Here is a 23,477-nt window from a genome sequence, read left to right as displayed (position 1 = left end):
ATCGCGTCCTTGGTTGCGGCGATCGGAAGCTCTGTGGTATAACAAGCAGATGGCGAACAAACCGCAACTGCTATTGCTAGACCTACTGCTAAGTCTGAGACTTGGCCGGGGTCTGTTCGCGTTCGCCACCCATCTGTACCCACCACGCTAACGCACCTGTCTCCCCCCTGATCCCGGCCCTTGTACTCGCGTCTGCCCAACTGCAGGCGGGACAGGGGGAGCGCAAGTCGAATCCAACTAGCAGACGCAAGAATGCCCGCACCGAACGTGGAGTATCAGATGATGCACGACCCCTCGCAAAAATATCGCCCTTTCCCCCCTGTCCGGCTCGATAGCCGCCAATGGCCATCCAACGTCCTTTCCGTGGCGCCGGTCTGGCTGTCCACTGATCTGCGCGACGGCAATCAGGCGCTGTTCGAGCCGATGAATGGCGAACGCAAGATGCGCATGTTCCAGGAGCTTGTGCGCATTGGCTTCAAGGAGATTGAAGTCGGTTTCCCTGCCGCCTCGCAGATTGACTATGACTTCGTGCGCCGACTGATCGAAGAAGACCTTGTGCCGGACGATGTGACGCTGATGGTCATGACCCAGTCCCGGCCCGAGCTGATTGAAAGGACCGTGGAAGCCGTCAAGGATGCGCGTCGTGCGATCGTTCACCTGTACAACGCGACCGCCCCGGTGTGGCGCGACGTGGTTTTCGGCATGTCCGTGCCCGAAATGCTGTCGTTCATCGAGCGTAATGTGCAGCATGTGCGTCAGCTCACCGATGTGCAACCGCAGACGCAATGGCTGCTGCAGTATTCGCCCGAGTGTTTCAGCATGACCGAGCTCGACGTGTCCGTGCAGGCGTGTCAGGCTGCAATTGCGGCATGGGGCACGGGACCCGGCCGCAACATCATCATCAACCTTCCCACCACGGTCGAAAACGCCACGCCGAATGTCTTTGCGGATCAGATCGAATGGATGCACCAGCGGCTCACACCGCGTGAACACATCATCCTGTCGGTGCATCCGCATAACGACAGGGGTACCGGGGTGGCCACCGCGGAACTGGCGATGATGGCCGGTGCCCAGCGTGTTGAGGGCTGCCTGTTCGGCAACGGTGAGCGAAGCGGCAATCTCGATCTGGTGACCGTTGCGCTCAACCTTTATACGCAAGGCATCCATCCCCATCTGGACCTCGCCGACATCAACCGCATTGCACGGGTTGCCGAAGAGTGTACGGGTCTGCCCATCCATCCTCGTCATCCGTATGTCGGCGACCTCGTCTTCACGGCATTTTCCGGCTCTCATCAGGATGCGATCAAAAAGGGCTTTGCCGCCCGGGATCCAGGCGGCGTGTGGGAAGTGCCTTACCTGCCGATCGATCCTGCCGATATCGGTCGTACCTATGACAGCCTCATCCGCGTCAACAGCCAGTCCGGCAAGGGCGGCATTGCATTCCTGCTCGAACGCGAACGAGGTATCCAGATGCCGCGCCGCATGCAGGTCGAATTCAGCGCGCTGGTACAGCAGCAGGCCGACGCCAATGAAAGCGAGATCAGTGGCCAGGAACTGTGGCAGCTGTTCGGTGACACTTACCTGCACACCCAGCACGCTGGCGCTGCGCTGACCTATCATGGACATTCGCTGGCCGACGATGGCCAGGGCATCGAACTCGACGTGTCGCTCCATGGCAGCCGCCAGCGTCTTTACGGAAGCGGCAATGGGCCGATCGCAGCGGCCGTCGATGCGTTGGGCATCCCTGTGCGCATCGATCACTACGAAGAACGGGCGATCAGTGCCGGCGCAGCTGGCCAGGCCGTCGCCATCCTGGAAGCTGCATGGCCCGGGATCGCTGGTTCCACCTTTGGTGCCGGGATCAGCACCAATATCCTCACGGCGTCCGTGCTTGCCCTGGTCAATGCGGTCAACAGGCTGGCAGTCCGCGGCTGTCCGGTGACGCCGGCCTCCGAAAGGGTCTCGGCAAAATAGGCAAGGCAATCGACTCTGCAAAGGCATCGTGCGATGGCGACTGTTTCGGTTCGACGTGCCCAGCAAGAGAGGGGACGACGCATCGCGGCTAGCCCTCATCGATTTTCCATAGCCGATTTCGGTAAGCGCGTGCTCGTCGATCTTCTGCTGTGGGGCGGCCGCCGTCGGTTACCCGAATCGATGAAAGGACCGCCGCACTTCCGGAAGCAGGCGTTTTACTGATGTTCGACGGGCAGCTTCTAGCTGATTGCTTGCATTTTCTACCGGCCGCTATCGACCCGACGCAGACTTTGGCTTCAAAGCATAGGTAGTAAGGATGCAATTGCCTTCGTTTGACCCCGTTCTAAATAACCAAGAAATAATCTTTGACATAGATATCAACTGTGCTATCCTTTATTCGTCTAATTACGAATAAACTATGAAAACTCCGGCATGCACATCCCCGTCGCTTAAAGACTCGGTCGACTTCAACGTTGAAGAGCTAGCGATGCTTTGCAAAGCGCTTGGCCATCCGGTCAGAGTGCAATTGCTTGTGCACTTGAACAATCATGGCACATGTTTCTTCGGGAAATTTACGGATGTAGTCCCGCTGGCTGCATCAACCGTTTCGCAGCACGTCACTGTTTTGAAGGAAGCGGGTTTGATTATTGGCTCTCCTGATGAACAACGCATGTGCTACTGCATCAACCCAAAGCGGCTAGAGCTGCTAAAACAGTTAATCAATAAACTTTAAAAAATTTTTACCTTTTTATTCGTATTTCGACGAATTACAAATAGGAGCTCTTGAAATGACAATTAGACCGGATACCCATCTCGATCGCAGTCCATTGAATGCTTTGGTGTATGACGCGTTGGTGATCGGTGCTGGTCAAAGTGGCCTTGCTACTGGGTATCACCTTCAGCATGCGGGATTGAAGTTTGTGCTCTTGGATGGTGAAGAACAGCCAGGAGGATCATGGCCTCATTATTACGACAGTCTTCGGCTTTTCTCTCCCGCTCGCTTTTCGTCGCTTCCTGGCTTCCCATTTTCCGGCGATCCAGAGCGCTACCCCACTCGCGATGAGACCATCACATATTTGCGCTCCTATGCCGCGCATTTCAAGCTTCCCATCACCAAGGCACGCGTAGTCGGAGTTAGCAAGACGAACGATCTCTTCATGGTACGGGCAGCGGATGACCGAATTTTTTACGCCAAAACCGTTATTGCAGCAAGCGGTGCATTTCATCAGCCACAAATCCCAAAGATTAACGGTGAAGAGACGTTTAGAGGTCGTTTGATGCATTCCTATGAATATAAAGAGCCGACGTCCTTTGTTGACCAACGAGTGATCGTAGTGGGCGGTGGCAATTCCGCTGTCCAGATAGCAGCGGAGCTTTCAAAATTTGCTCATGTCACGATCGCAGCACGCCAACCGGTGCGGCTTATTGAGCAGCGACTCCTGGGGAAGGATGTACATTTCTGGTGGTGGTTGTTTGGCCTAGACACGAGCACTCCTAAAAGCTTGAAAGGCAAGCTGTTTCGATGGATGGTTTCTGGCGATGGACCTGCGGTGCTAGATGCAGGTGTCTATCGCAAGGCGCTGCAACAACAGAAGCCGGATCAACGCATGATGTTTGATCGTTTTACTCAAGAGGGTGTCGTATGGAGCGATGGAACATCCGAAAAAGTCGACTCCGTAATATTTGCAACTGGCTTTCAACCTGGCTTTGACTATCTTGCCCCGCTTGGGGCCTTGGATAAAGATGGCAATGCTCTGCAACTGGAAGGGGTAAGTAAAACGGTTTCTGGGCTGTACTTCATGGGAATTTCTTATCAGCGCACTTTTTCTTCTGCTACTTTACGTGGCGTAGGAGTTGACGCCTCTGCAGTAGTAAATCATCTTAAAACCGCAGTTTCGCTTGGTATTGGAAGAATCTCAAGCTCGCAGGAAGCTAGTTTAGCGATAGCCGAAGTTTGATCGTGCGGATAACGCAATCATTCAGATGACTTACTGCATATTGCCGTTCCTTTGGTAAGGTGGCATCAAAAATAGTTGATTGTTCGCTTGCAGCGGGTTACCGCCCTTCTCCACCGCCTGATATCCACCCAAAGCCGGCACTCACAATAGGTAGCGCAGAGATGTACTCATTCACCATTCCTAAAATGGTGGTTTTGGATGATTGAAATATTCCATTCATAAATACGTTGACAAATTCAGATATTTTTTGTTTCAATAGATTTGCCTCTCAAAGGGAGTAGCTGACACATACGCCCAAGTGCGTCGTGTCGCGGTGCCGTCATTACGGCGTTGGTGGTTGGCGGCCATCAGCGTTCGGTGCCGTGTCTCGGGATGTAAAAGTCCCGGGTAGCAAGACTGGCGAGGATCCCCGACAATTTGTTGCCCAAGCGTTGCCGGTTTGGGTTGAGAGGCTCGTCACGATGATTTCCATCGGTACCCCCTTATTGTGGACGCTGTTTACAGCGTTCGTCCTGATCGCTCTCGCGATCGATTTCCTAGCGCTAAATCGTCAGGGTTCGCATACCGTAAGCATGCGGGAAGCCACCCTCTGGTCGTTAATCTGGGTGGCTGTATCGTTTGTATTCGTCGGCTGGCTGTGGTGGTATCTAGGCGGTACCAGTACCGACCCCGACGCGCGGGGGCTCGCGGACGCCAAGGCGCTTGAGTTCATTACCGGCTATCTGGTGGAGAAGGCGCTCGCGGTCGATAATATCTTTGTGTTTCTCATGATATTCACCTACTTCGCCGTGCCGGCCGCTTTTCAAAAGCGGGTTTTGATGATCGGCATTTTGGGTGCTCTAGTCTTGCGCGCAATCATGATCCTGGTTGGCGCTTGGTTGATTGCCCAATTTCACTGGATCATGTATGTGTTCGGCGCGTTCCTGTTGTTTACGGCAATCAAGATGTGGTGGGCAGCAGGGCAGGAGCCTGACCTGGGGAATAATCCGGCGCTGCGCTGGATCAACAAGCACATGAAACTTTCACCCAGCTTCGATGGTGAAAAATTTTTCACCATCGACAATGGCGTAAAAATGGCTACTCCGCTTCTCGTCGTGATTCTGCTGATTGGCATCGTGGACGTGGTATTCGCGGTGGACTCGATTCCCGCGATTTTTGCCATTACGACGGATCCTTTCATCGTGCTCACGTCGAATGTCTTTGCGATTCTGGGCCTGAGGGCAATGTATTTTCTGTTGGCGGGCATGCATGAGCGGTTCCATTTGCTCTCCTATGGACTCGCGATTGTCCTGGGTTTTATCGGTACGAAGATGCTGCTCATCGACATCTACAAAATACCGGTCGCATGGTCTCTCGGTTTCACGGTCACCACGCTTGCAGTCACCATGGTTCTATCGCTGAAAATACCTTCCAGGCACGGCAAGACGGGGACGGCGTTTCCGTTCAGGCCCAAGCCGGAAAGCGGATCAACTGGAAAAAGCTGAGGCAAGGGTGGCAAGCGCTGAGGATCCTTAAGGCGGAGCCACCAAACCTTCAACAACTAAGCGCCTTTCGAGGCGCTTAGTTGCCTCATCAGTTTTCAGCAAAGTACTCACTAACAACATCAATATTGAATGCTTGCCTCGTAATGCGCTAAGCCATCACCTATCCCGTTAAAAGCGGGCATGTCTGCCTGACTTTCTGCTATCAATAGTTTCTGATCTCGACATGGAGAATCAGTACCCTGTCGCCACTCCCCCATATCGCTGCATACCATCGCTGGCGCAGCCGGGCAGCGCCGCGCGGTTCATGTCGCCGACGGACATGGCGGTAGATCGAGCAGGTATGTCTACGACGTCGTGACCTCAAGCAAGACGATCTGGAAGATCAGCCCTGCAGGCGTCGTGACGACGCCTGCAGGATCGCTCACGGCAGCAGGCGATGGCGACGGTGCCGGCGCGTCAGCCCGATTCATTTCACCGGAACATCTTGCCGCGGATTTCGCAGACTATGTATGGTCGTCGATGCACACAGACAACCCGCACTCATCTACGGCTACCAACTGCCTTTATCCGCAGGATCAAAAGCGCCATCACGTCACATGCGCTCGAAAATCGCGGCAATCCCCTGCCCGCCACCAATGCACATTGTCACCAATCCATAGCGCTTCTGCGTACGCTTTAACTCATACAGGCATTTCACGGTGATGATCGCGCCGCTGGCACCGAGCGGGTGCCCTAATGCAATTGCGCCACCATTGGGATTGGTCTTCGCCGGATCAAGGTCCAGTCCACGGCATACGCCGAGCGATTGCGCGGCGAAGGCCTCGTTGGATTCGATTACATCCATGTCCGCCAGCGTTAGCCCGGCACGCTGCAGTGCCAGTTTCACAGCGGGAATCGGCCCGGTGCCCATCAGCGACGGATCCACGCCCGCCACGGCATACGATACGAGGCGGGCAAGCGGTGCCAGCCCGGCGCGTGAGGCAGCATCGGCGTCCATCAGTACGACGGCGGCCGCGCCGTCATTCAGGCCGGACGCATTGCCTGCCGTGACCGTCCCGTTTTCTTTCTTGAAAGCCGGCTTCAGCTTCGCCAGCGCTTCCGCGGTGGTACCGGCCTTCGGATGTTCGTCCGTCTCGAAGGGCGTCGTGCCATTGCGGCCCTTGATCGCGACCGGTACGATCTGTTCCTTGAAATAACCCGCTTCAATTGCTGCCAACGCCTTGCGCTGGCTTTCCGCTGCGAACGCATCCTGTTCTTCACGAGAGATGCTGTACAGTGCCGCCACATTCTCGGCAGTAATCCCCATGTGCCCGGTACCGAACGGGTCCTGGAGTGCGCCCAGCAACATGTCGAGCATGGAGGCGTCACCCATACGTGTACCCCAACGCGCACCCTGCATGACGTAAGGCGCGCGGCTCATCGTTTCCACGCCACCGCCGACGGCGATCTCGCTGTCACCGAGCTGTATGGCATTCGCGGCCGTGATGATCGCCTGCAAGCCCGAACCGCACAGGCGATTGAGCGTCAAGGCAGCGGATTCCTTGGTCATGCCGGCATTGATCCCGGCCACACGCGACACATACATGTCGCGCGGTTCACACTGTATGACATTGCCTAATACGATCTGCTGCGCGGCGGCCGGATCGACCTTCGCACGCAAAAAAGCCTCCTTGACGGCGATTGTCGCCAGGTCAGCGCCGGCGAAGTCCTTCAGCGTGCCGCCAAAAGTGCCGATCGCCGTGCGCGCGGCGCCAACGACCACCACATCCTTCTTCTCATTCATTTTCATTCCTTTCTAAAATGCAATGCAAAAGCCATCGACCCAGGCAACGGCGTATCCCATTATGCGGGTTGGCGCCACCTGCGGCGCATCATGCGATCCTGTTCCCGAGGATATTCCAGGCTGACCGCTTCCGAAGACGCTCATCGTAGCCGAATGCGCCAGATTCCAGTCGAGCATGCTGCGAAACCATGCACCACCGCACTGTCGCACTGGCCGATTGCGGATTGAAGCTGTTGGAACGAATTTTCCAAAGCTAGCCACCAGTGCGCTTGGCATGATGACCATGCTTTCTGAGTTCTGACATGATCTGCTCGCAGTGGTCCCCCTGTACTTCAATCACACCGTCCTTCACCGTTCCGCCGGAGCCGCATGTTGTGCGCAACTGCTTGCCCAGCAAAGCCAGTGCAGCAGGATCGAGTGCCAGCCCCTTGATGAGCGTTACGCTTTTTCCGCCCCGGCCTTTCGTCTGGCGTGATACGCGCACCACACCATCCCCTGCGGGCAGGGTCTTAAGCCTGCAGGCACATCTTGAAACGGGCTGCCGGCAGTCAGCACACATGCGTCCGCCATCGGTGGAATACACAAGGCCGCCGTTTGAACTGCTTTTCATGTGTTGCTCGGTATTGTTCGAAGGAAGATCGCTCGAGTTTAGCACCGCGTGACCGTCCGCTCATGGTCCTGGATTCAACCGGTCGATGCAACGAGTCGACCCAATCGCGGAACCGGCGTTTGGTCGGCTACATTGCCCGACGGTGAATCCTGCCGCATCGCTTGCCGACGCGATCCGATACCCGTTATCGGCCAGGACGCTTCATCTGGCACGACGTCGGCTGGGTAGCGACATACGCATCGATCTTCTTGTCGGTGCGCCAGCCATAACCGGTATTCTCCTGGTCGTACTTCACATCCGTGTCATTCGTCTTGACCCACGTATTGATGTAAATCGGCTGCTGCAGCTGATGATCCGCCTTGCGCATCTCGACCTCGCCGTTGAGCGACTTTATCTTCATCCCTTCCATGGCGAATGCGACTTTCACCGGATCGGCGGACCCGGTATCCTTGACGGCCCTGGCAAGCATCGACAGCGCGCTGTGGCTCGACATCAGCCAGTAATCATCGTTGTACTTCTTCTTCATCAGCTCGACGACTTCCTTGCCTGCCGGATCACTGTTCACATTCCAATAGCTGACGTTCTTGACGCGATCAGCGCCCGCCGCCCCCATCGCCTGCGGTACGCCCGACGTATAGGCGGTGTAGGTGTAGAACGTTGTCTCCAGCCCCGCATCCTTGGCTGCCTTCACCATCAACGCAAGGTCGGCGCCCCAATTGCCGGTAATGACCGCGTCGGCCGACGCCGCCTTGATCTTGGCCACATAGGGCGAAAAATCCTTGACCGTGGCAATCGGATGAAGGTCATCGCCGACGATCTGGATATCCGGACGCTTGCGCTTCAGGTATTCCTTTGCAGCGCGCGATACCTGATGGCCGAGCGCATAGTTTTGCCCGATGATGTAGACCTTCTTGATGTTCGGGTTGTCGGCGATATAGGTCGTCAGTGCTTCCATGCGCATATCGGAATTCGGCTCGAAGCGGAAGTGCCAGAAGCTGCACTTGCTGTTGGTCATGTCCGGGTCGAGCGCCGCGTAATCGAGATAGACGATTTCCTTGCCCGGATTGCGCTCATTGTGCTTGTTGATTGCGTCAAGCAGAGCCAGGCCAACGCCAGATCCGGCGCCTTGAGCGATATAGCGAAAGCCCTGATCGACGACCGTTTTGAACGCGATCAGCGATTCCTGCGGACTGGCCTTGTTGTCGAACCCTACGACTTCCATGGTATTTCCGGGACCGGCCCATTTCTGTTCGGTGGCGATGCCGGCAATGAGCTGCAGGCTGTTCAGCGCATTGCGGCCCGGCGGCGCGAACGGACCCGACAGCGGGTCGATGAATGCGATGCGGATGTTTTCCGCCTGCACGGCCGGAGCGAATAGGGTGGCGGCGATCGAAACGGAAAGCGCGATGCGGCGCAGCTTGGTTGTCATGGTCGTTACTCCTTGCGCGATGAATGGTATGGACGGTCAGGAGCGTGCGCGCGCACGCCTGGCCGTTTCCTCGTCCTGCAGGTCTTTCTTGGAAAGCTTGCCAACCGCAGTCTTCGGCAACGTATCGCGCAATTCCATCGCCTGAATCATTTCGTGCTTGCCGAGATGGGGCTTCAGGAACGCACGCAGTTCGTCGAGCGTGAATGCGGGCGCGCCTTCATTGAGGCGAATGAACGCCTTCGGGCATTGGCCGCGGTATTCATCCCGGACGCCAATGACCATGACTTCTGCCACCGAAGGATGCTTGTAAATGGCTTCCTCGATCAATCGGGGATACACGTTATAGCCGCTGCAGAGAATCATGTCCTTGATGCGGTCCACGATCCATAGAAAGCCATCGTCGTCCATGTAACCGACATCGCCGGTGCGAAGGAAGCCGTCGGTCGTCATGCTCGCCGACGTTGCATCGGGATTTTTCCAGTAGCCCTTCATCACGTTCGGACCGGCGATGCAGACCTCGCCTTGTTCGCCGTAGTTGACCGTGCGCGCCGGATCGTCGACGCCGGCGAATCGGAGTGTCACGCCGCACATCGGCACACCGCAAGATCCGATCTTGTGCGGGCGCAATTTCGGCGTATTGGTACCGACGCCGCACACCTCGGTCATGCCCCATCCCTCCCGAAGCGAGCAACCGGTCAGCTTTTCGAACCGCTCATGCACCTCGACAGGAAGCGGCGCACCGCCCGAGTTGCTGAACTTCAGCGATGAAAAGTCATAGGTATCCACGTCCGGCACACCATTGATGGCAGTGAACATCGTCGGCACGCCAAAGAAAACCGTCACACGGCGCTGTGCGATATCCCCAACGGCTGCGGTGGGGTCAAAGCGCGTATGCAGCAGCAGTGTCGCGCCAAGGCGGATGCCGAGCAGCAAGTTGAAAGTCAATGCATAGATATGAAATAGCGGCAGCATGAGAAGAAACGTTTCCCTGCCAAATGCCAAGCCGTTGTCACCGCTCAGGTTGAGCATCGCCTGGCTGCATCCGGCCGACAGGTTCGCATGCGTCAGCATGGCGCCCTTCGGCAGGCCGGTGGTGCCGCCGGTGTACTGCAGCACCGCGATGGTTTCATGCAAATCGGCTGGCTCCATGGCCACGTAGCGCCCGTCATTTTCGAGCAGTTGTGCAAATGGAATGCGTTGCGCATCCCACACCACCTCAGTCGGTTTTTGCGCTTGCCGGAGGGCGGATTGCGTTGCGTCCGGCACATCCGACACTTCACCCAGGTTGCCGACTACCAGCGTTTTGACACGGGTGCGGGCCATGAGCCTGTTCATCAGCGGGTAAAGCGATTCAAGGTCCAGCGTGACGATAATATCGGTTTCGCTATCGCCGATCTTATGTTCAACCACGTTCTCCGCATCCAGCGGGGAGTAGTTGACGACCGTGCCGCCGGCCTTGAGTACAGCGAAGAACGCAATGATGAAATGCGGAGTGTTCGGCAGATACAGTCCAACCTGCACGCCCGGCCGCACGCCTAGTTGTTGAAGACCTCGCGCCGCACGATTGACGCCGTCAAGCAGCTGCGCATAGGTGGTTGTCTTTCCGTGGAATTGTATGGCCGGACGGTCGGGAGCAGCCGCCGCGGCAATGTCCAGCAGGCGATATACGGGCATCACCTCGACTCCGGCGTCCCATGGCAGGTTGGGCGGATACGACTTGATCCACGGATAGTCGGGGAAATTCACTTTGTCTGTCTCCGTTGCCACCTGATCGCGCAAGCCGGCAGTATTCTGCAGCGACTACGCGTCATCGCTTGTAGCTTGTAGTTGGACTTCTGTACAAAGCTTAAGTGCGGAATGCAAATGTATCCAATGATTTTGTTGGATGATGCAATATGCACAGGATTCATGCCGCCCCTGTACCTGTATCGACAAGCAGTAATGCCATGCGGCATCCCTGCCGGCGTGGGAGATGTGCAGTTGAGGCAGGAGGGATGTATTTATCGCTAGACGGCCTGCGCAGCAGAAGCGATTTGTCTGCTCTTCTGAGGCAGAGGAACCGACGTGGCATCAGTTTGCGGATGCATTACCGACAGAATTCTGGTGACGCAGCCAGCGGGCCACCACATCGTTTTCACTGCCGGCATGCCAGTAGAGAAACAATTCCAGCCGCAAAGACGAAAACGGCCAGGCAGGATTTGATGATGCACCGTATCGTTGGTCTTCAACGCGAAACAGCGGGGCATCGTCATCAGCCTATTCGTCTGGTTTAGGATGCGGCAGGCAGCCGAGTAATGCTGGTACCGCCCCCTCACCTGCCGCGTCCATCCTCATGGCCAGAAAATGCAGTTACAGCGTCGTAAGCGCGTCGGGCGTGAATGCGGCGAGTTCGTCGAACCGCCCCTTTTGCACCTTCAGTGGCCACGCTGGATCGGTGATGAGCGCGCGCCCCACGGCAACCAGATCGAATTCGTCCCTCGCAAGCCGTTCCTCCAGTTCGCCGATGTCGCCGACCTCGGCACTTTCCCCCTTGAAGGCATGGATGAAGTCGCTGCCTTTGAGCCCGACCGAACCCACCGTTATCGTCGGGTGGCCGGTGATCTTTTTTGTCCAGCCAGCGAGATTGAGCGACGACCCCTCGAATTCAGGCTCCCAGAAGCGACGCGTCGAGCAGTGGAAGATATCGACCCCCGCGTCAACCAGCGGCTCCACGAACATCGCCAACTCCGCCGGAGAATTCGCAAGCCGCGCACCGTAATCTTGCTGCTTCCACTGCGAATATCGAAGGATGACCACAAGGTCCGGCCCGACACGCCTTCTTATCGCCTTGACGATATCCTGGACGAAACGCGTGCGTTTGACGAGGTCTCCGCCAAACGCGTCGGTACGGCGGTTGGAGTGCTCCCAGAAAAACTGGTCCAGCAGATAGCCGTGCGCGCCGTGCAGCTCGATCGCATCGAATCCGATATCCGTGGCCGCCGCTGCCGCTCTGGCGAAAGCATCGATGGTGTCGGCAATGTCGGCATCGCTCATCGGATCCGTTACCTGCTTCCCGGAGGCTGTCAAACCGGATGGCCCGTCCGATTTTCCGTCGGGACAAGGGCCGGTTCCCGGCTTTCTCACCATGCCCATGTGCCAGAGTTGCGGTGCTATTTTTCCGCCGGCGGCATGCACTTCCTGTACAACGCGTCTCCAACCGTCAAGGCTTTTGGGGTCGTAAAAGTTCGGTATGTTCACGTCATTGGATGCACCGGGGCGGTCGATCGTCGTGCCTTCCGTGATGAGCAGGCCGACGCCTCCCTCTGCGCGCTTGCGGTAGTAGGCTGCAACGTCTGCCCCGGGAATGCCATCGGGACTCTTGGACCGGGTCATCGGCGCCATCACGACGCGATTGGACAGCGACAGCGACTTGTAATTGAACGGTGAAAAAAGGCGGCTGGAATCAGAACGCAAGAAATCCTCCTATGGGAATCACGAATCCGGGTTGAAGCAAGATGTGCATAGAACGCTCGTGCTATTTTATGCTATCGAGAAGATCTGTGATCGAGCTGACTCTTGGAAAGTTGATTGCCACGGATGCACTGCTTGAACCGTTGTCAAGATTGCCACGCCGACCAACCCAAATTTCGGAACATGAACTAGCACGAAAGATTTCCACTGCTTAATCCGGATCCTTGGGTGGGGGCCCAAAACTTGATCGTGCGTGGAGAGGGCTATTCGGACGGCGTAAAGCCGTTCGGTCTGCGCGAAGATATCTTTGTGACGGGTTGCGTATTGGCCGACCTGTTGCGGGAGGCGATGGACGGCTCTTGGCCTACCGTGTGGCGCCAGCGATGTATTGCGGCGATCGGGGGGCTGGAATGGTGTTCCGCGCAGAATCCGTCAGATATTAGGGTACAGTTCGTCGTAGCAGCCACGCTGTCTTTTCCCGACGACGTGATTCGTGAAAGCGGGCTCCACTGCACAGATACTCGGGAAATGGCTCGAAGCCGGTGGTACAGGGACGCTCACTGACTTGCGCTTGGCAAGGAGGCCTGACGACAGCGTGTCATCAGTTCATGATCAAGCATCCTTGAGACAACCTTGAACGAAGATCGCCAAGCCACCTTAACCATAGCCCTCCCACCGAATTTGATGATGTTCACGGATATCAAAGCGACCAGAACCTGACTGTTCCGTGTGACGATGAGATAGGACTTGTGCCTGTCAAGATCAACGGCGAGATCGACAATTGCCTTGTTGGCGGTACAGTTCGTGATTAAGAACGCTCGGTGGCGACAGCACGTTGTACTCCGGACTTCTCTCCACAAGATCTCGCGTCACATCTACTTCGATCATATTCGCCTTCCAGCTAACCCGACTGACGAGCAAGGGAGAGACCAGCATATGCTTGCCGGGCCACCAGTTTCGAGTATTGACCACGATCATGCATATGCGCCAACCCTTGACGTCAAAGATAAAATCGTCGACATGCCCGACCATATCCTGCGCCGCATAGATGTCAAATCCTGAAACTTCGCTGCAGAAACGCAAGTAAGGATCTCGACGGACACGCTCGCGCGTGATCCTCAATGCCTTGTCTTCCTTTCCTTCGTCTTTAGAAACGACACGTCCGCCAGCAGTTAGGTTGCTTATATGTCCCCATTGCGGGGGACCAGCCCAGTAATATGGATAGCGATAGTACTGAACTAGTGCTACCTCCTGCCGACCCGAGACGGGCTTTGAAATTGCGACATCCGGACTGGACTGAATGTCTTGCCTGACGAAGTCGACCTGCAGGGTTTTCCGGACCAGACTGATCCTCCTCACGGCAGCAGTCGATATCAATACCCGTCGCCCGGGCATCCGATCTCGTGTGTCGACGACAAGATACCTAATTGCCCAATCCGCATCATCGAACAGAACGTCTACCACATGACCCAACGCACCATCGACCGCCTCAACGGAAAAACCAAACAGCTCGTCTACGCTCTTGAGTTTGCCCATGACGCTCTCCTCAGCAATGGCAATTCGGTTTGTACTGGTAGTATCAAATTCCAAAAAACACTGCCAGCATTCTGACTCGGCATCGCAGGTGTTAGGTAACAAGGCGACCAATCAGCCGCGGACTTGATTGATCGCCTTGATTGAGCGGCTTGAGAGCGGTGTTGTGTCAAATTTTTCCGTGAACACGCCAATTCTGAATGGCAGGCGATATTTGCCGGACCGAGCAAATACGCCATTTGCTTATGCCGCAGCTTCACCAGTTCTTTGCAGACGTCCGCAGCACAACATCGCTCATGAACTTACGTGTTTCTGCACTCGATCTTCATGGACTCGATGGAGTCAATGAGGCCTAGATTTGCCCTCAAGTCCTGAACAATCTGATTCGGTCGAAACAGGACTGCCGGGCCACCATAGCCTTCTTCACCATAGGCTGCCACCAATGCATTCGGGCCGACACTCATACCATCTGCTCGCCCATTCCAGTTTTGGCCTGTTACCGTTTCCAGCGTCGGCATATACTTCGAACCGATAATGGTCAGGTACTCCTGCTTCGCCGGCGTACCGATATTGTCGGACAATTGGACCCAGCATCCATTATTCAGGAGCGGGTCTGGTTGCGAGGCCGGAGCAAGCACCGTAACAGGCTTGCTAGGATTCGCCGATGCTGCCGCCGCATTCGGCGTAACCGAAACAGACTGCGCCCATGCAGGGTTCGCGGCAATCGTGAGGCCCGCCAGCGCGGGAACTAGAAGTCGGGATAATTTGAACATTATTGCCTCCATAGCGGTTGATTTTGAATCGAATGATGGACCCCGTATCACATACGACCTGCTTGCGAGTACGGGTTCAGTCAATTGCGCTAACAGCTAACACTACCAGCACTCACGATGCAACGTTGTCGCAGGCAATCTTCACCGATTTAAACTCGTCGAAGAAGCCCATTTTTTTGCTGACATCGTTGCTCTTCTGGCCTGGCTTGAACGTCGAAACGAGGTCGTTGAAGTTTTCGTTGTCGTAAACCAGAACCCGAGCTTTCGGTCCGGTCTCGACGCTGGATATCTTGCGCTCCCAATCGAGTCCGAAGGGTCCGGTCATGTCAGGCATTTCGGCCGGGCCAACGAGGGTCAGCGTGTCGCCTGAAAAATTGGTGTTGTCATAAAATTTCGCCCAGCAGCCCTTCTTCATCATATTCTGGCCTTCAGTGGAAACCACCGGGACGACCATATAGCTGATCTTCGGATGACCAGGCGGGAGTGCCCCCTTGCCCGCAGCGGCAGCTTTGTTTTTTTGCGTCTCGCCCATAGAGCTCTCTTTTGTGCTGGATGCACCCTGATCCGTTTTAGCGGCGCCTCCTCCCGACGTTGACGCCGCACCCGCCTGGGCAGATGGCGGTGAAGATGCCCCTGATGTGCCCTGGCTACCGGAACTACTGGATGACGCAGGCGGATTAGGGCTTGCACCGCTGGCACTTTGGCTGAATGACGGTCCAGGGATAGTGATGAAAGCGACAGTGGACGCGAATGCTACGGCTTTGTGTAATAGCGCGATATTCATGATGTACTCCTTGATAGTGGGTCGTACCGGCAATCCAACCAACAGTCGAGGGCATGCCGGTTGTAGTCATCTGACTGCCATACAGTCGGCGGCAGCTTCGTTAAGAACATCAATGGTCCCAGCATAGGAAGCGAAAATTAAACCTTGGTTAAGGCTTTAAAGAATCTCGGGTACGCGGTTTGCTTCAATCTGCACGTTCGCGAGGTTGTTTCTCGCGTAGAACTGAACCTTTACCGGCCTTTCAAGGAGAACGAAATGAAAAGTCCTGTTCCAGTTTGCTTGGCACTAAGTATTTGCATCAGCACCGCATTCGCACAAAAGCCGGATGAATACAATGGCTGCCAGCTTCGGGAAGGCGCGTTGTGCGCAGACATGAACTTGAATGGTCTAACACTGCGCGGCACCGACCTTGCAAATTCCCAGTTTTCCGGATCGAACCTGGCCAAGGCGCAATTGCGCGAAGTGATATTTGATGGGGCAAACCTCACGAGGATAGACCTGCATGGCGCAGATTTACAAAACGCTTCACTGATTGAAGTAGATTTGCGAGCCGCCAACCTGGCAAACGCAAACCTCAGCGGAAGCGAAGGAACGAACGCAAACATGCAAAACGTGATTGCCAGGGCCGCCAACTTTCAATACGTGCAGTTTCAAGGTGCCGATTTCGCAGGTGCCGAAATGGCGTTGGCGAACTTCGATGGTGCAAAGCTGCAAAGAGCTACGTTCCGATCTGCGAACTTGAAGGGCGCAACGTTTCGCAGTGCGGACCTTCGAGGCGTCAACTTTACAAACGCTGATTTGACAGGCGCAGACCTGACCGGGGCATTAGTTGACGCGGCAATGTTTTCCAGGGCGATCACCAAGGATTGCAAAGCTTGTCCATGAACATGCGCGTCAAATATGGCAACCTGGCAGGGCGTTCAACAGAATGAGGACCCAGGAGCCGATACGTGAATTGTCAAACATGTACTGTTCACCGGACCGGAGGCTATCCCGGTTTGGGTGACCAGCATGCACAAATCGCTTTGCACCATCAGGTCCGACAAGCGATCTTTAGCGACGCAAAGTCGTCGAAGTAGCCGGTGCGCTTACTCAATTCGGCGACTGACGTCCCCGGTTCGAGTTGCGAAGTTTTCTGCCGGAACGAATCGTTATCATAGACGGTCAGAACCGCGGTCCTGCATAGTGCTATGCTCTTCACTCGATTCGTCCAATTGATTCCAAAGGGCCCGACCATGGATGGCATTGCTTGTGGACCAGTCAGCGTAATAGCACCACCGGCGAAATTGCTGTCCTCATACAGCCGACTCCAGCAGCCATTGCTTATTAAGCCCTGTTTTTCCAAGGATCTGGAAGGCATAAGAACAAAATTGGATGCCTGATGCTGGCTGGTGCCGCCCCCTTCCTGTTGCGCCCGTGTTGCCTGGTCAGTCGCTTTCGAGGACGCAAACCGGGCGTCGGAAGCCCATGAACCTCCGATAGACAAGAGCAAAATAGCAGCGAATGCCGCTGTTTTCCAACTGTGGGCAGCTGCAAACATAGAGCCTCCTGCGTTATTTAACCTGTGCTTATCCGGCAGACTCGATGCAATTCCCGATACTTGCGTCCCGGCCCCTCACCATTCAGTAGCACTCGACCCGATGCGGGCCGGCTTTGAATGCGGTCCCCGGTCGCCACAATGGACCACCTTGGGCAATCTGCATAATTGCCGCAACGACGGACGCGTATGGACTTTTGTCTCCGGCGACCTCTTCCCTAATCGGAATTTCGGGCCGGTCACCTGACGTGTCGGGACTGTCGCAAGACCAGGGGAAAACAATATTTACATGAACGCGTTGCAGTCTACTTCTGGTCGAACCGATACGAGCCATGTCCACCATAGCCGATGACGCTGCTGCATAGACGACCTGCGCGTAGGTTGAACCGGTTGGCGGTGGCGCGAATACGATACAAACCATGCCATCAGGAGCCATGAAGCGGGGAACGTGCTTTAGCAGGTAATGGGCATTTAACAGATCAACCAGGATGGCTGTTTGCCATTCTTCGGTTTCCAGTGAATCAAAGTCGGGAAACACTTGCAGGTGAGAGTTGCAAACGACTACATCTAGCTGCCCGTCGACGGCTGCCGCTTCACGTAAGGCTCGTTTGATACGCGCCTCGAGCAGATCAAGACGGTGAAAATCATCGATGGCGGAGCCCCCCACATTTGGATTGAGCGTGCCATCAGTATCTGTTTCGGCGTACTTGCAGTCAGCAATTGCTACTGGCATGCCTGCCGACGCTAACTCGAGCGCAACTGCAAGTCCAAGTCCACTGCTGCTACCGGTTACGAGTGCGTTCATTCGATGAGCCTCCTGAAAACGGGTCCGTAATCAGATTCTTGTCCCCTGCGGCGCACGACGGCATATCGGACTTAACTCATAGGGACTGGAACAAAAATCCTGGTTTCGCCGCGTTGTATGAGCAAAGCAACGGTTTTTTGATCGTTCGCCAGGAGCGAGGCCAATTCATCGGCCGACTTCACCGCTTTTCCGTTCAGCGAAACGATGATGTCACCTGGTCGGATACCGGCCCGACTCGCAGGTCCGCCGCTTTGCTCCACGACGATGCCGCCGTCGATGCCATTTCGCTTGCTTTCTTCGTGTGACAGCGGCCTGACCGCTATACCCAGCAGCCCATTTTCACCTTCTCCTATAGTATGTCCCGGAGCAGCCATACTGTTTTCCGCGTCCAGTAACGTCGCCATCAGCTCCTTCGGTTTGCCTGCTCGCCATACCGTAAGATTCACCTTGTCACCTGGCTGCGCAGAGCCGACGCGAGCCGTCAAGTCGGCCGACCGTACAATTTCTGTCCCGTTGTATTTGAGAATTACATCCCCCGCCTGAAGACCGGCTTTCTGTGCCGCGCTGCCGGGCGTTACCCTGGAGACCAGGGCGCCTTTCGGTTGCTGGAGTTTGAAGGAATTGGCCAGTGCTTGATTCACTTCCTGGACAGTTACCCCAAGGCGAGCGTGCCTGACTTTTCCCGTCGTAACGATTTGCTCCTTCACCTTTAACGCGACGTCAATGGGGATGGCAAACGACACGCCTCGGTATCCACCCGAGCGGCTGTAGATTTGGGCATTGATACCGATGACATTGCCGTAAGCGTTGAAGAGCGGCCCACCGGAATTGCCAGGATTAACCGCGACATCGGTCTGGATGAACGGCACATAGGTTTCGCCAGGAAGAGACCGACCTTTGGCACTGACAATTCCCGCTGTCGCGCTGTGCTCAAATCCGAACGGGGCTCCGATTGCAAGTACATAGTCGCCGACACGCAAGCGAGCCGGATTACCGACATTGACAACCGGCAGACCGGTTGCGTCGATCTTCAGTACTGCGACGTCGCTGGCAGGGTCGTTTCCGAGCACTTTCGCCCTGTACTCGCGCCTGTCGCTGAGTTTGACCGTCGCTTCACGGGCATCGCGCACGACGTGGGCATTGGTCAAGATCAATCCGTCCGCTCCCACGATGAAACCCGAGCCCTGCCCGCGTGATGGCATCCCGGGCAAGGGCGCGCTTCCCTGGAATCCGGGAATGCCTTGGAAGAACTTATAAAATGGATCGTTTGCCAGCCGCTCCGGCAAGGCGCCGGCCGTCGCGTCAGCAACACCTTCGGTCGTCACACCAACTACCGAAGGACCGAAGCGTTCCACAATGGCTTTGTAATTTGGCGCAGGCGCAGGCGCGATCGGTTTCTGCGGTTCCTCTGGTGTCGCTGATGAAACGCCAGCCTCGGACGTCGCCAGCGCGGTATTGGATGGTACGACAGGCTGGCGGTTAAACCAGCTCGCTGGATTCCAGCTTCCCGCATTGATGCCCGCTGTCGCAACAATGCCTGTCCCTACAAGAGTAACGGCAAGTAGTTTGGATGGCATGAAATATCCTCTTGTCGTTCCTGAAAGCCTCGACAATAGAAGATTAGGTCGCGGATATTAAGGCAGAATTAATATCGAACGCTGCAAGACAGCCGGTGCCGGTCGAGCGACCACCATTTTCGTATCAGTTGGATGCGGCGCGATGGCGACCAAAGCAAACAAGTACACGCAGCCCCCCGAGTGGCGAGTCGCCGAGTTTGACGGACGCGTGATGATGGATCGCGACGTTTTTGACAATGGCCAGTCCCAATCCGTTGCCGCCTTCTTCGTTTGACTGTGCACGATAAAACCGTCTGAATACCCGCTCCCGTTCATCTGCGGGAATTCCCGGCCCGCTGTCGTCGATGCATAGACACATTCGATTGTCGGCCATGTGCAGATTGGCCTCGACGGATCCCTGCTTGGGCGTGTACCGAATCGCATTGTCCAGCAGGTTGCGCATCAGAATAAACAACTGGGTCGCATCGCCCTTCATCTGCATATGATCTGGCGCATCCATGCTGATGTTGATATGGCGCGCTTCCGCAAGCGGATACATTTCTGCAATAGCGCGGCGCATTGTTTCAACAAGGTCAACGTCCACTTCCTTGAATGTGCTTTCGCTATATTCAGTCCGGGCAGCTGTAAGGAGTTGCTCGATCATCCGGGTTGCCCGGTCGACGCCGTCATCCAGGCTACGCATAGCGGCAATCTTGTCCTTTTCATTGTCGGCGGTTGCAAGCAATCGCAGCTGCAACTTCAATGCGGTCAAAGGGGAGCGCAATTCGTGGGCGGCGTCGCCCACGAAGGCGCGCTGGCCGTCAAATGCTCGCTTGAGTCGTGCCAGCAGCAGGTTAAGCGCCTTGGCAACCGGCGCAATCTCGGTGGGCATGCCTTCCTCGGTGACAGGATCGAGCGACCGGGCGTCACGTTCGGTTACCTCTCGTTCGAGGTGGCGCAACGGCTTTAGCGCCTTTCCGATGACCAGCCAGATCAGGAATGCCATGATTGGCATGTGTGCGATCAATGGCATCAGGCTGCGCAATGCGGCACCCGCGGCAAGGTCATGCCTGATATCGTAAGGCTGCGCCACCTGGATCACGCGACTACGGCCAACCATGCTATAGACCCGCCAGCGTCGGCCGTTGGCGTACGCATCTGCAAATCCGAGAATTGCCTTTTCAGGTAACGCAATACCCGGATGCGACAGATACAGGACATTGCCGCTTTCCGTCCATATCTGAACAACAACATCATGCTGTTCTTCTTCAAATACATCCGAAGACCAGTCATCAACCATCCCCTGGTCACGCAACGACAACGCAGTTTGCCGCAGCTGATAGTCGATGAGCTTTTCGTTCTGGTCGAGCGTGCGCTGATAGGTCGCATACCCGATTATCAAGGCGGTGATCAGTGCAGAGGTCAGCAGATAAACCGTCAATCTCGCCCGCAGGGATTTCATTCAGCAGGTTTCTCTTTGGGGACCAAATAGCCGACACCACGTACATTTTTTATGATGTTGCTTCCCAACTTGCGGCGAATCGCGTGTATGTGAACCTCGATGGCGTTGCTGTCGAGTTCATCACCCCACCCGTACAAGCGTTCCTCAAGCTGATCGCGGGAGAGAATGTTACCTGGTCGAATAACCAGCGCCTCGAAGATCGCGTATTCCTTGCCCGATAGATAAACAGGAACGCCGTCCCGCCAGATTTCCCGGGAACCCGGTGATATGCGCAAGCCATGCAGCCTGATATCCGGCTCGGCCCTGCCAGTGCTGCGGCGTATAGCTGACCGCATCCGAGCGGATAATTCATCCATATCGAAGGGCTTGACCACGTAATCGTCCGCGCCGGAATCCAAGCCTTTGATGCGGTCATCCACCGCATCTCTCGCAGTGACGACAATAACGGGAACGCTCTCCCGCTTCTGGCGCAGGCCGCGCAGAATTTCAAGTCCCGATTTTCCAGGCAGGCCAAGATCAAGCAATACCAAGTCAAAATGTTCGGTCGACACGGCGGTTTCGACCATTCTTCCATCACGGACCCAATCAACGATACAGTTATCGCGCATTAACGAAATTTTGATGCTATCGCCGATCATTGCATCGTCTTCCACCAGTAGCACTCGCATGTTGCCCTCCAAGCCCAACGAATTCAGATTGGTCAGTTTTGTCGGAAGCGGGATGCCTGCCATGCCGGAAGCTCGCTTTATACCGACAACCCATGATCTTGAACCATGCCTATCCGTTGCAAGAAACGACCCACTCCCCATATCGCGGCAAAAAAATGCATAGCCAACAGTGCCGCTGTCGTCTTCCCTGGAATGCAAACAAGTGAGCGACAGCATGCATCATATAGATTGATATTGCTTCTTCAAAGTTAAGCGAGGATTAAATTGCCTGCCTGAGCATGCACAGCAATGCACGGCATCGAGGACGACAACGACGTTCGTATCGCACACGCCCAATCCGCTGGTTCGCCAAGGTTTGGCCGTTGTCACTGCTCTGGAGAATGCAGATCGGAAACTAAAACATTGGACCGAATATAAAGTACCAAATCTGGTAAAAATTACACGTGCCGTTTCGAAAAGTCGTTGAGCCTCATCATCGTCCATCGTATGCAGTTCAGCGGGCAGGGCCGGCCCTGGCGCCCGTTTTGCGTCAGCCGTTCGGCATGTGGCACACGATATGCGACCGCGAAAGGCACCTGCCCGCTCTTTCATTTATGGGCCGGCCTTTTCGGTTGATTCATTGCCTTTAACGCCATGAAGGAGCGCCTTTTAAATTGAATGCCACTCGGAGGCACTGATCATGTCGAAATTCGCACGCAAGCTTCTCCCTGCCGTTACAGCGCTGGCGCTCGCAGGAGCATATCCGGTCGTGTACGGCCAAAGCAGTTCGGTCAGCGGTACCGGCAATTTGAAGGAATCCAACCCGAAGGAATTGACGCAAGCCGGCCCAAGCGCCGGCAGCCGGTCCGGTGATCCAGCAGAAGACCGCGCGAAACACTCGAGCACCAGCGGCGCAAGCGGAACGCAAGGCGCCGCTGGCAAGTCAGGAGCCTCGGCGGACACGGCAAGCGACGACAAAGCCATCCAGGACCTTCTGGCGGCGGCGCAATCGCTACGTGAATCAATCCAGACAATGGCGCAGATGCCTGCTGGAGAAAAACGGACAGAGGCTATTCGCGAAGGTAATGAAGCGCTGATGCAGGTACAAGCTGCCATGGCATCCCTCCCGCCATATCTCCTTCTCGCTAATGCGAAGGAAGCCGACTATAAGAAAGCCATCGACAAAATGAAGCAAGCCAGCGATAAGCTCTACAGCGCTGCGGATGCCCTGGCCAATCAACCACGCGGAAAGCAGAGTAGTGCTGCGGTAAGGCAAGTCAACAAGGCATTGCTCGAGACCAATGAAGCGATGCTGACAGGCCTGCAAATGAGCGCAGCGGGAAGCAATACATCGGGTACTGGCAGTTCGGGCACCAGTGCCGGTTCATCCGGCAACGGGAACGGCGGCAGTGCCGCTGTGACCGGCCGTCCCGGGGCAAACAACGTGGACCTGTCGGGCACGGCCGGTTCGGCCAGTTCGGGCAGCGGCGCTGGTTCCGCCAGCACCGACAAGGAGGTCACTGCCAATGTAAAGGGCCCTACTAAGGCAAACGATATCGGCGTGATGGATAGCCCCAACTCGCGTGCCTTGAGAGGCGGCGCAACCGAAGCAAGCAGCACTGATGGTAAAGCGACGTCCGGAAAATAGGCGCATGCCGAAGGCTCTGGAGTTGAGTTCATCATTAGAAGAAC

At 55.8% G+C, this 23,477-nt stretch carries 20 protein-coding genes; 6 read left to right on the top strand and 14 right to left on the bottom strand.

Annotation, left to right across the window (positions count from 1 at the left end; translation table 11 throughout):
• Positions 1-279: 279 nt before the first annotated feature.
• From leuA to V7080_RS00155, 4 genes are all read left to right on the top strand, one after another.
• Entirely contained in the window at positions 280-1,974 is a 1,695-nt protein-coding gene (gene leuA, locus V7080_RS00170) for a 2-isopropylmalate synthase (RefSeq protein ID WP_334186393.1), read from the top strand.
• Between the two features lie 418 nt (positions 1,975-2,392).
• On the top strand, positions 2,393-2,707 hold the full coding sequence (locus V7080_RS00165; protein ID WP_334186369.1) for an ArsR/SmtB family transcription factor: 315 nt from the start codon (positions 2,393-2,395) through the stop codon (positions 2,705-2,707).
• A gap of 55 nt (positions 2,708-2,762) precedes the next feature.
• Positions 2,763-3,932: a flavin-containing monooxygenase gene (locus tag V7080_RS00160; protein ID WP_334186368.1), complete on the top strand. Its 1,170-nt coding sequence runs from the start codon at positions 2,763-2,765 to the stop codon at positions 3,930-3,932.
• A gap of 461 nt (positions 3,933-4,393) precedes the next feature.
• Positions 4,394-5,416, top strand: coding sequence for a TerC family protein (locus tag V7080_RS00155; RefSeq protein WP_334186367.1), 1,023 nt, complete (start codon positions 4,394-4,396; stop codon positions 5,414-5,416).
• 344 nt (positions 5,417-5,760) lie between these two features.
• Here the strand turns inward: V7080_RS00155 and V7080_RS00150 are convergent, their stop codons facing one another.
• From V7080_RS00150 to V7080_RS00110, 9 genes are all read right to left on the bottom strand, one after another.
• Entirely contained in the window at positions 5,761-5,886 is a 126-nt protein-coding gene (locus tag V7080_RS00150) for a hypothetical protein (RefSeq protein ID WP_334186366.1), read from the bottom strand.
• Positions 5,887-6,008: 122 nt separating this feature from the next.
• On the bottom strand, positions 6,009-7,199 hold the full coding sequence (locus tag V7080_RS00145; RefSeq protein WP_334186365.1) for an acetyl-CoA C-acyltransferase family protein: 1,191 nt from the start codon (positions 7,197-7,199) through the stop codon (positions 6,009-6,011).
• Between the two features lie 253 nt (positions 7,200-7,452).
• On the bottom strand, positions 7,453-7,809 hold the full coding sequence (locus tag V7080_RS00140; protein WP_334186364.1) for a translation initiation factor Sui1: 357 nt from the start codon (positions 7,807-7,809) through the stop codon (positions 7,453-7,455).
• A gap of 184 nt (positions 7,810-7,993) precedes the next feature.
• Positions 7,994-9,238, bottom strand: coding sequence for a branched-chain amino acid ABC transporter substrate-binding protein (locus V7080_RS00135; protein WP_334186363.1), 1,245 nt, complete (start codon positions 9,236-9,238; stop codon positions 7,994-7,996).
• 36 nt (positions 9,239-9,274) lie between these two features.
• On the bottom strand, positions 9,275-10,984 hold the full coding sequence (locus V7080_RS00130) for an AMP-binding protein (RefSeq protein ID WP_334186362.1): 1,710 nt from the start codon (positions 10,982-10,984) through the stop codon (positions 9,275-9,277).
• 603 nt (positions 10,985-11,587) lie between these two features.
• Positions 11,588-12,691, bottom strand: a complete 1,104-nt coding sequence (locus V7080_RS00125) for an NADH:flavin oxidoreductase (RefSeq protein WP_334186361.1) — start codon at positions 12,689-12,691, stop codon at positions 11,588-11,590.
• Between the two features lie 759 nt (positions 12,692-13,450).
• Positions 13,451-14,224, bottom strand: coding sequence for a PRC-barrel domain-containing protein (locus tag V7080_RS00120; protein WP_334186360.1), 774 nt, complete (start codon positions 14,222-14,224; stop codon positions 13,451-13,453).
• 299 nt (positions 14,225-14,523) lie between these two features.
• The gene (locus V7080_RS00115; RefSeq protein WP_334186359.1) at positions 14,524-14,994 is read right to left on the bottom strand and encodes a hypothetical protein; all 471 of its coding nucleotides are present in this window, start codon (positions 14,992-14,994) and stop codon (positions 14,524-14,526) included.
• A 112-nt stretch (positions 14,995-15,106) separates the two neighbouring features.
• The gene (locus V7080_RS00110; RefSeq protein WP_334186358.1) at positions 15,107-15,778 is read right to left on the bottom strand and encodes a beta/gamma crystallin domain-containing protein; all 672 of its coding nucleotides are present in this window, start codon (positions 15,776-15,778) and stop codon (positions 15,107-15,109) included.
• A gap of 255 nt (positions 15,779-16,033) precedes the next feature.
• Here V7080_RS00110 and V7080_RS00105 point away from each other — a divergent pair, with 255 nt between their 5' ends.
• Positions 16,034-16,663, top strand: coding sequence for a pentapeptide repeat-containing protein (locus tag V7080_RS00105; RefSeq protein ID WP_334186357.1), 630 nt, complete (start codon positions 16,034-16,036; stop codon positions 16,661-16,663).
• Positions 16,664-16,811: 148 nt separating this feature from the next.
• On the opposite strand, the gene V7080_RS00100 is transcribed toward V7080_RS00105, so the two are convergent.
• The 5 genes from V7080_RS00100 to V7080_RS00080 form a co-directional block, all read right to left on the bottom strand.
• Complete coding sequence (locus tag V7080_RS00100) at positions 16,812-17,318, bottom strand: beta/gamma crystallin domain-containing protein (protein ID WP_334186356.1); 507 nt, start codon at positions 17,316-17,318, stop codon at positions 16,812-16,814.
• An 82-nt stretch (positions 17,319-17,400) separates the two neighbouring features.
• Entirely contained in the window at positions 17,401-18,120 is a 720-nt protein-coding gene (locus V7080_RS00095) for an SDR family oxidoreductase (protein WP_334186355.1), read from the bottom strand.
• A gap of 71 nt (positions 18,121-18,191) precedes the next feature.
• Positions 18,192-19,697, bottom strand: a complete 1,506-nt coding sequence (locus V7080_RS00090) for a Do family serine endopeptidase (protein ID WP_334186354.1) — start codon at positions 19,695-19,697, stop codon at positions 18,192-18,194.
• Positions 19,698-19,821: 124 nt separating this feature from the next.
• A complete protein-coding gene (locus tag V7080_RS00085; RefSeq protein ID WP_334186353.1) occupies positions 19,822-21,138 on the bottom strand; it encodes an ATP-binding protein in 1,317 nt (438 codons plus the stop codon).
• Complete coding sequence (locus V7080_RS00080) at positions 21,135-21,806, bottom strand: response regulator transcription factor (protein WP_334186392.1); 672 nt, start codon at positions 21,804-21,806, stop codon at positions 21,135-21,137. Before V7080_RS00080 ends, V7080_RS00085 begins: the two co-directional genes overlap by 4 nt.
• Positions 21,807-22,485: 679 nt before the next feature.
• Between V7080_RS00080 and V7080_RS00075 the strand changes: the two genes are divergently transcribed.
• Positions 22,486-23,433 (top strand): hypothetical protein, encoded by a 948-nt coding sequence (locus V7080_RS00075; protein WP_334186352.1) that lies wholly within the window; start codon positions 22,486-22,488, stop codon positions 23,431-23,433.
• Positions 23,434-23,477: the final 44 nt, after the last annotated feature.

The organism is Noviherbaspirillum sp. (assembly GCF_036846085.1).
Classification (GTDB): Bacteria; Pseudomonadota; Gammaproteobacteria; order Burkholderiales; family Burkholderiaceae_D; genus Noviherbaspirillum.
The sequence above is the reverse complement of the archived record's forward strand: the minus strand, read 5'-3'. Positions and strand labels throughout refer to the sequence as shown.

Bases quoted from the DNA above. Each gene is read 5' to 3' on its own strand.
- V7080_RS00085 (WP_334186353.1), bottom strand. From the start codon at position 21,138: ATGAAATCCCTGCGGGCGAGATTGACGGTTTATCTGCTGACCTCTGCA.
- V7080_RS00160 (WP_334186368.1), top strand. From the start codon at position 2,763: ATGACAATTAGACCGGATACCCATCTCGATCGCAGTCCATTGAATGCT.
- V7080_RS00135 (WP_334186363.1), bottom strand. From the start codon at position 9,238: ATGACAACCAAGCTGCGCCGCATCGCGCTTTCCGTTTCGATCGCCGCC.
- V7080_RS00140 (WP_334186364.1), bottom strand. From the start codon at position 7,809: ATGAAAAGCAGTTCAAACGGCGGCCTTGTGTATTCCACCGATGGCGGA.
- V7080_RS00120 (WP_334186360.1), bottom strand. From the start codon at position 14,224: ATGGGCAAACTCAAGAGCGTAGACGAGCTGTTTGGTTTTTCCGTTGAG.
- V7080_RS00095 (WP_334186355.1), bottom strand. From the start codon at position 18,120: ATGAACGCACTCGTAACCGGTAGCAGCAGTGGACTTGGACTTGCAGTT.
- V7080_RS00165 (WP_334186369.1), top strand. From the start codon at position 2,393: ATGAAAACTCCGGCATGCACATCCCCGTCGCTTAAAGACTCGGTCGAC.
- V7080_RS00090 (WP_334186354.1), bottom strand. From the start codon at position 19,697: ATGCCATCCAAACTACTTGCCGTTACTCTTGTAGGGACAGGCATTGTT.
- V7080_RS00080 (WP_334186392.1), bottom strand. From the start codon at position 21,806: ATGCGAGTGCTACTGGTGGAAGACGATGCAATGATCGGCGATAGCATC.
- V7080_RS00155 (WP_334186367.1), top strand. From the start codon at position 4,394: ATGATTTCCATCGGTACCCCCTTATTGTGGACGCTGTTTACAGCGTTC.
- V7080_RS00150 (WP_334186366.1), bottom strand. From the start codon at position 5,886: ATGAATCGGGCTGACGCGCCGGCACCGTCGCCATCGCCTGCTGCCGTG.
- V7080_RS00110 (WP_334186358.1), bottom strand. From the start codon at position 15,778: ATGAATATCGCGCTATTACACAAAGCCGTAGCATTCGCGTCCACTGTC.
- V7080_RS00115 (WP_334186359.1), bottom strand. From the start codon at position 14,994: ATGTTCAAATTATCCCGACTTCTAGTTCCCGCGCTGGCGGGCCTCACG.
- V7080_RS00100 (WP_334186356.1), bottom strand. From the start codon at position 17,318: ATGTTTGCAGCTGCCCACAGTTGGAAAACAGCGGCATTCGCTGCTATT.
- leuA (WP_334186393.1), top strand. From the start codon at position 280: ATGATGCACGACCCCTCGCAAAAATATCGCCCTTTCCCCCCTGTCCGG.
- V7080_RS00075 (WP_334186352.1), top strand. From the start codon at position 22,486: ATGTCGAAATTCGCACGCAAGCTTCTCCCTGCCGTTACAGCGCTGGCG.
- V7080_RS00145 (WP_334186365.1), bottom strand. From the start codon at position 7,199: ATGAATGAGAAGAAGGATGTGGTGGTCGTTGGCGCCGCGCGCACGGCG.
- V7080_RS00105 (WP_334186357.1), top strand. From the start codon at position 16,034: ATGAAAAGTCCTGTTCCAGTTTGCTTGGCACTAAGTATTTGCATCAGC.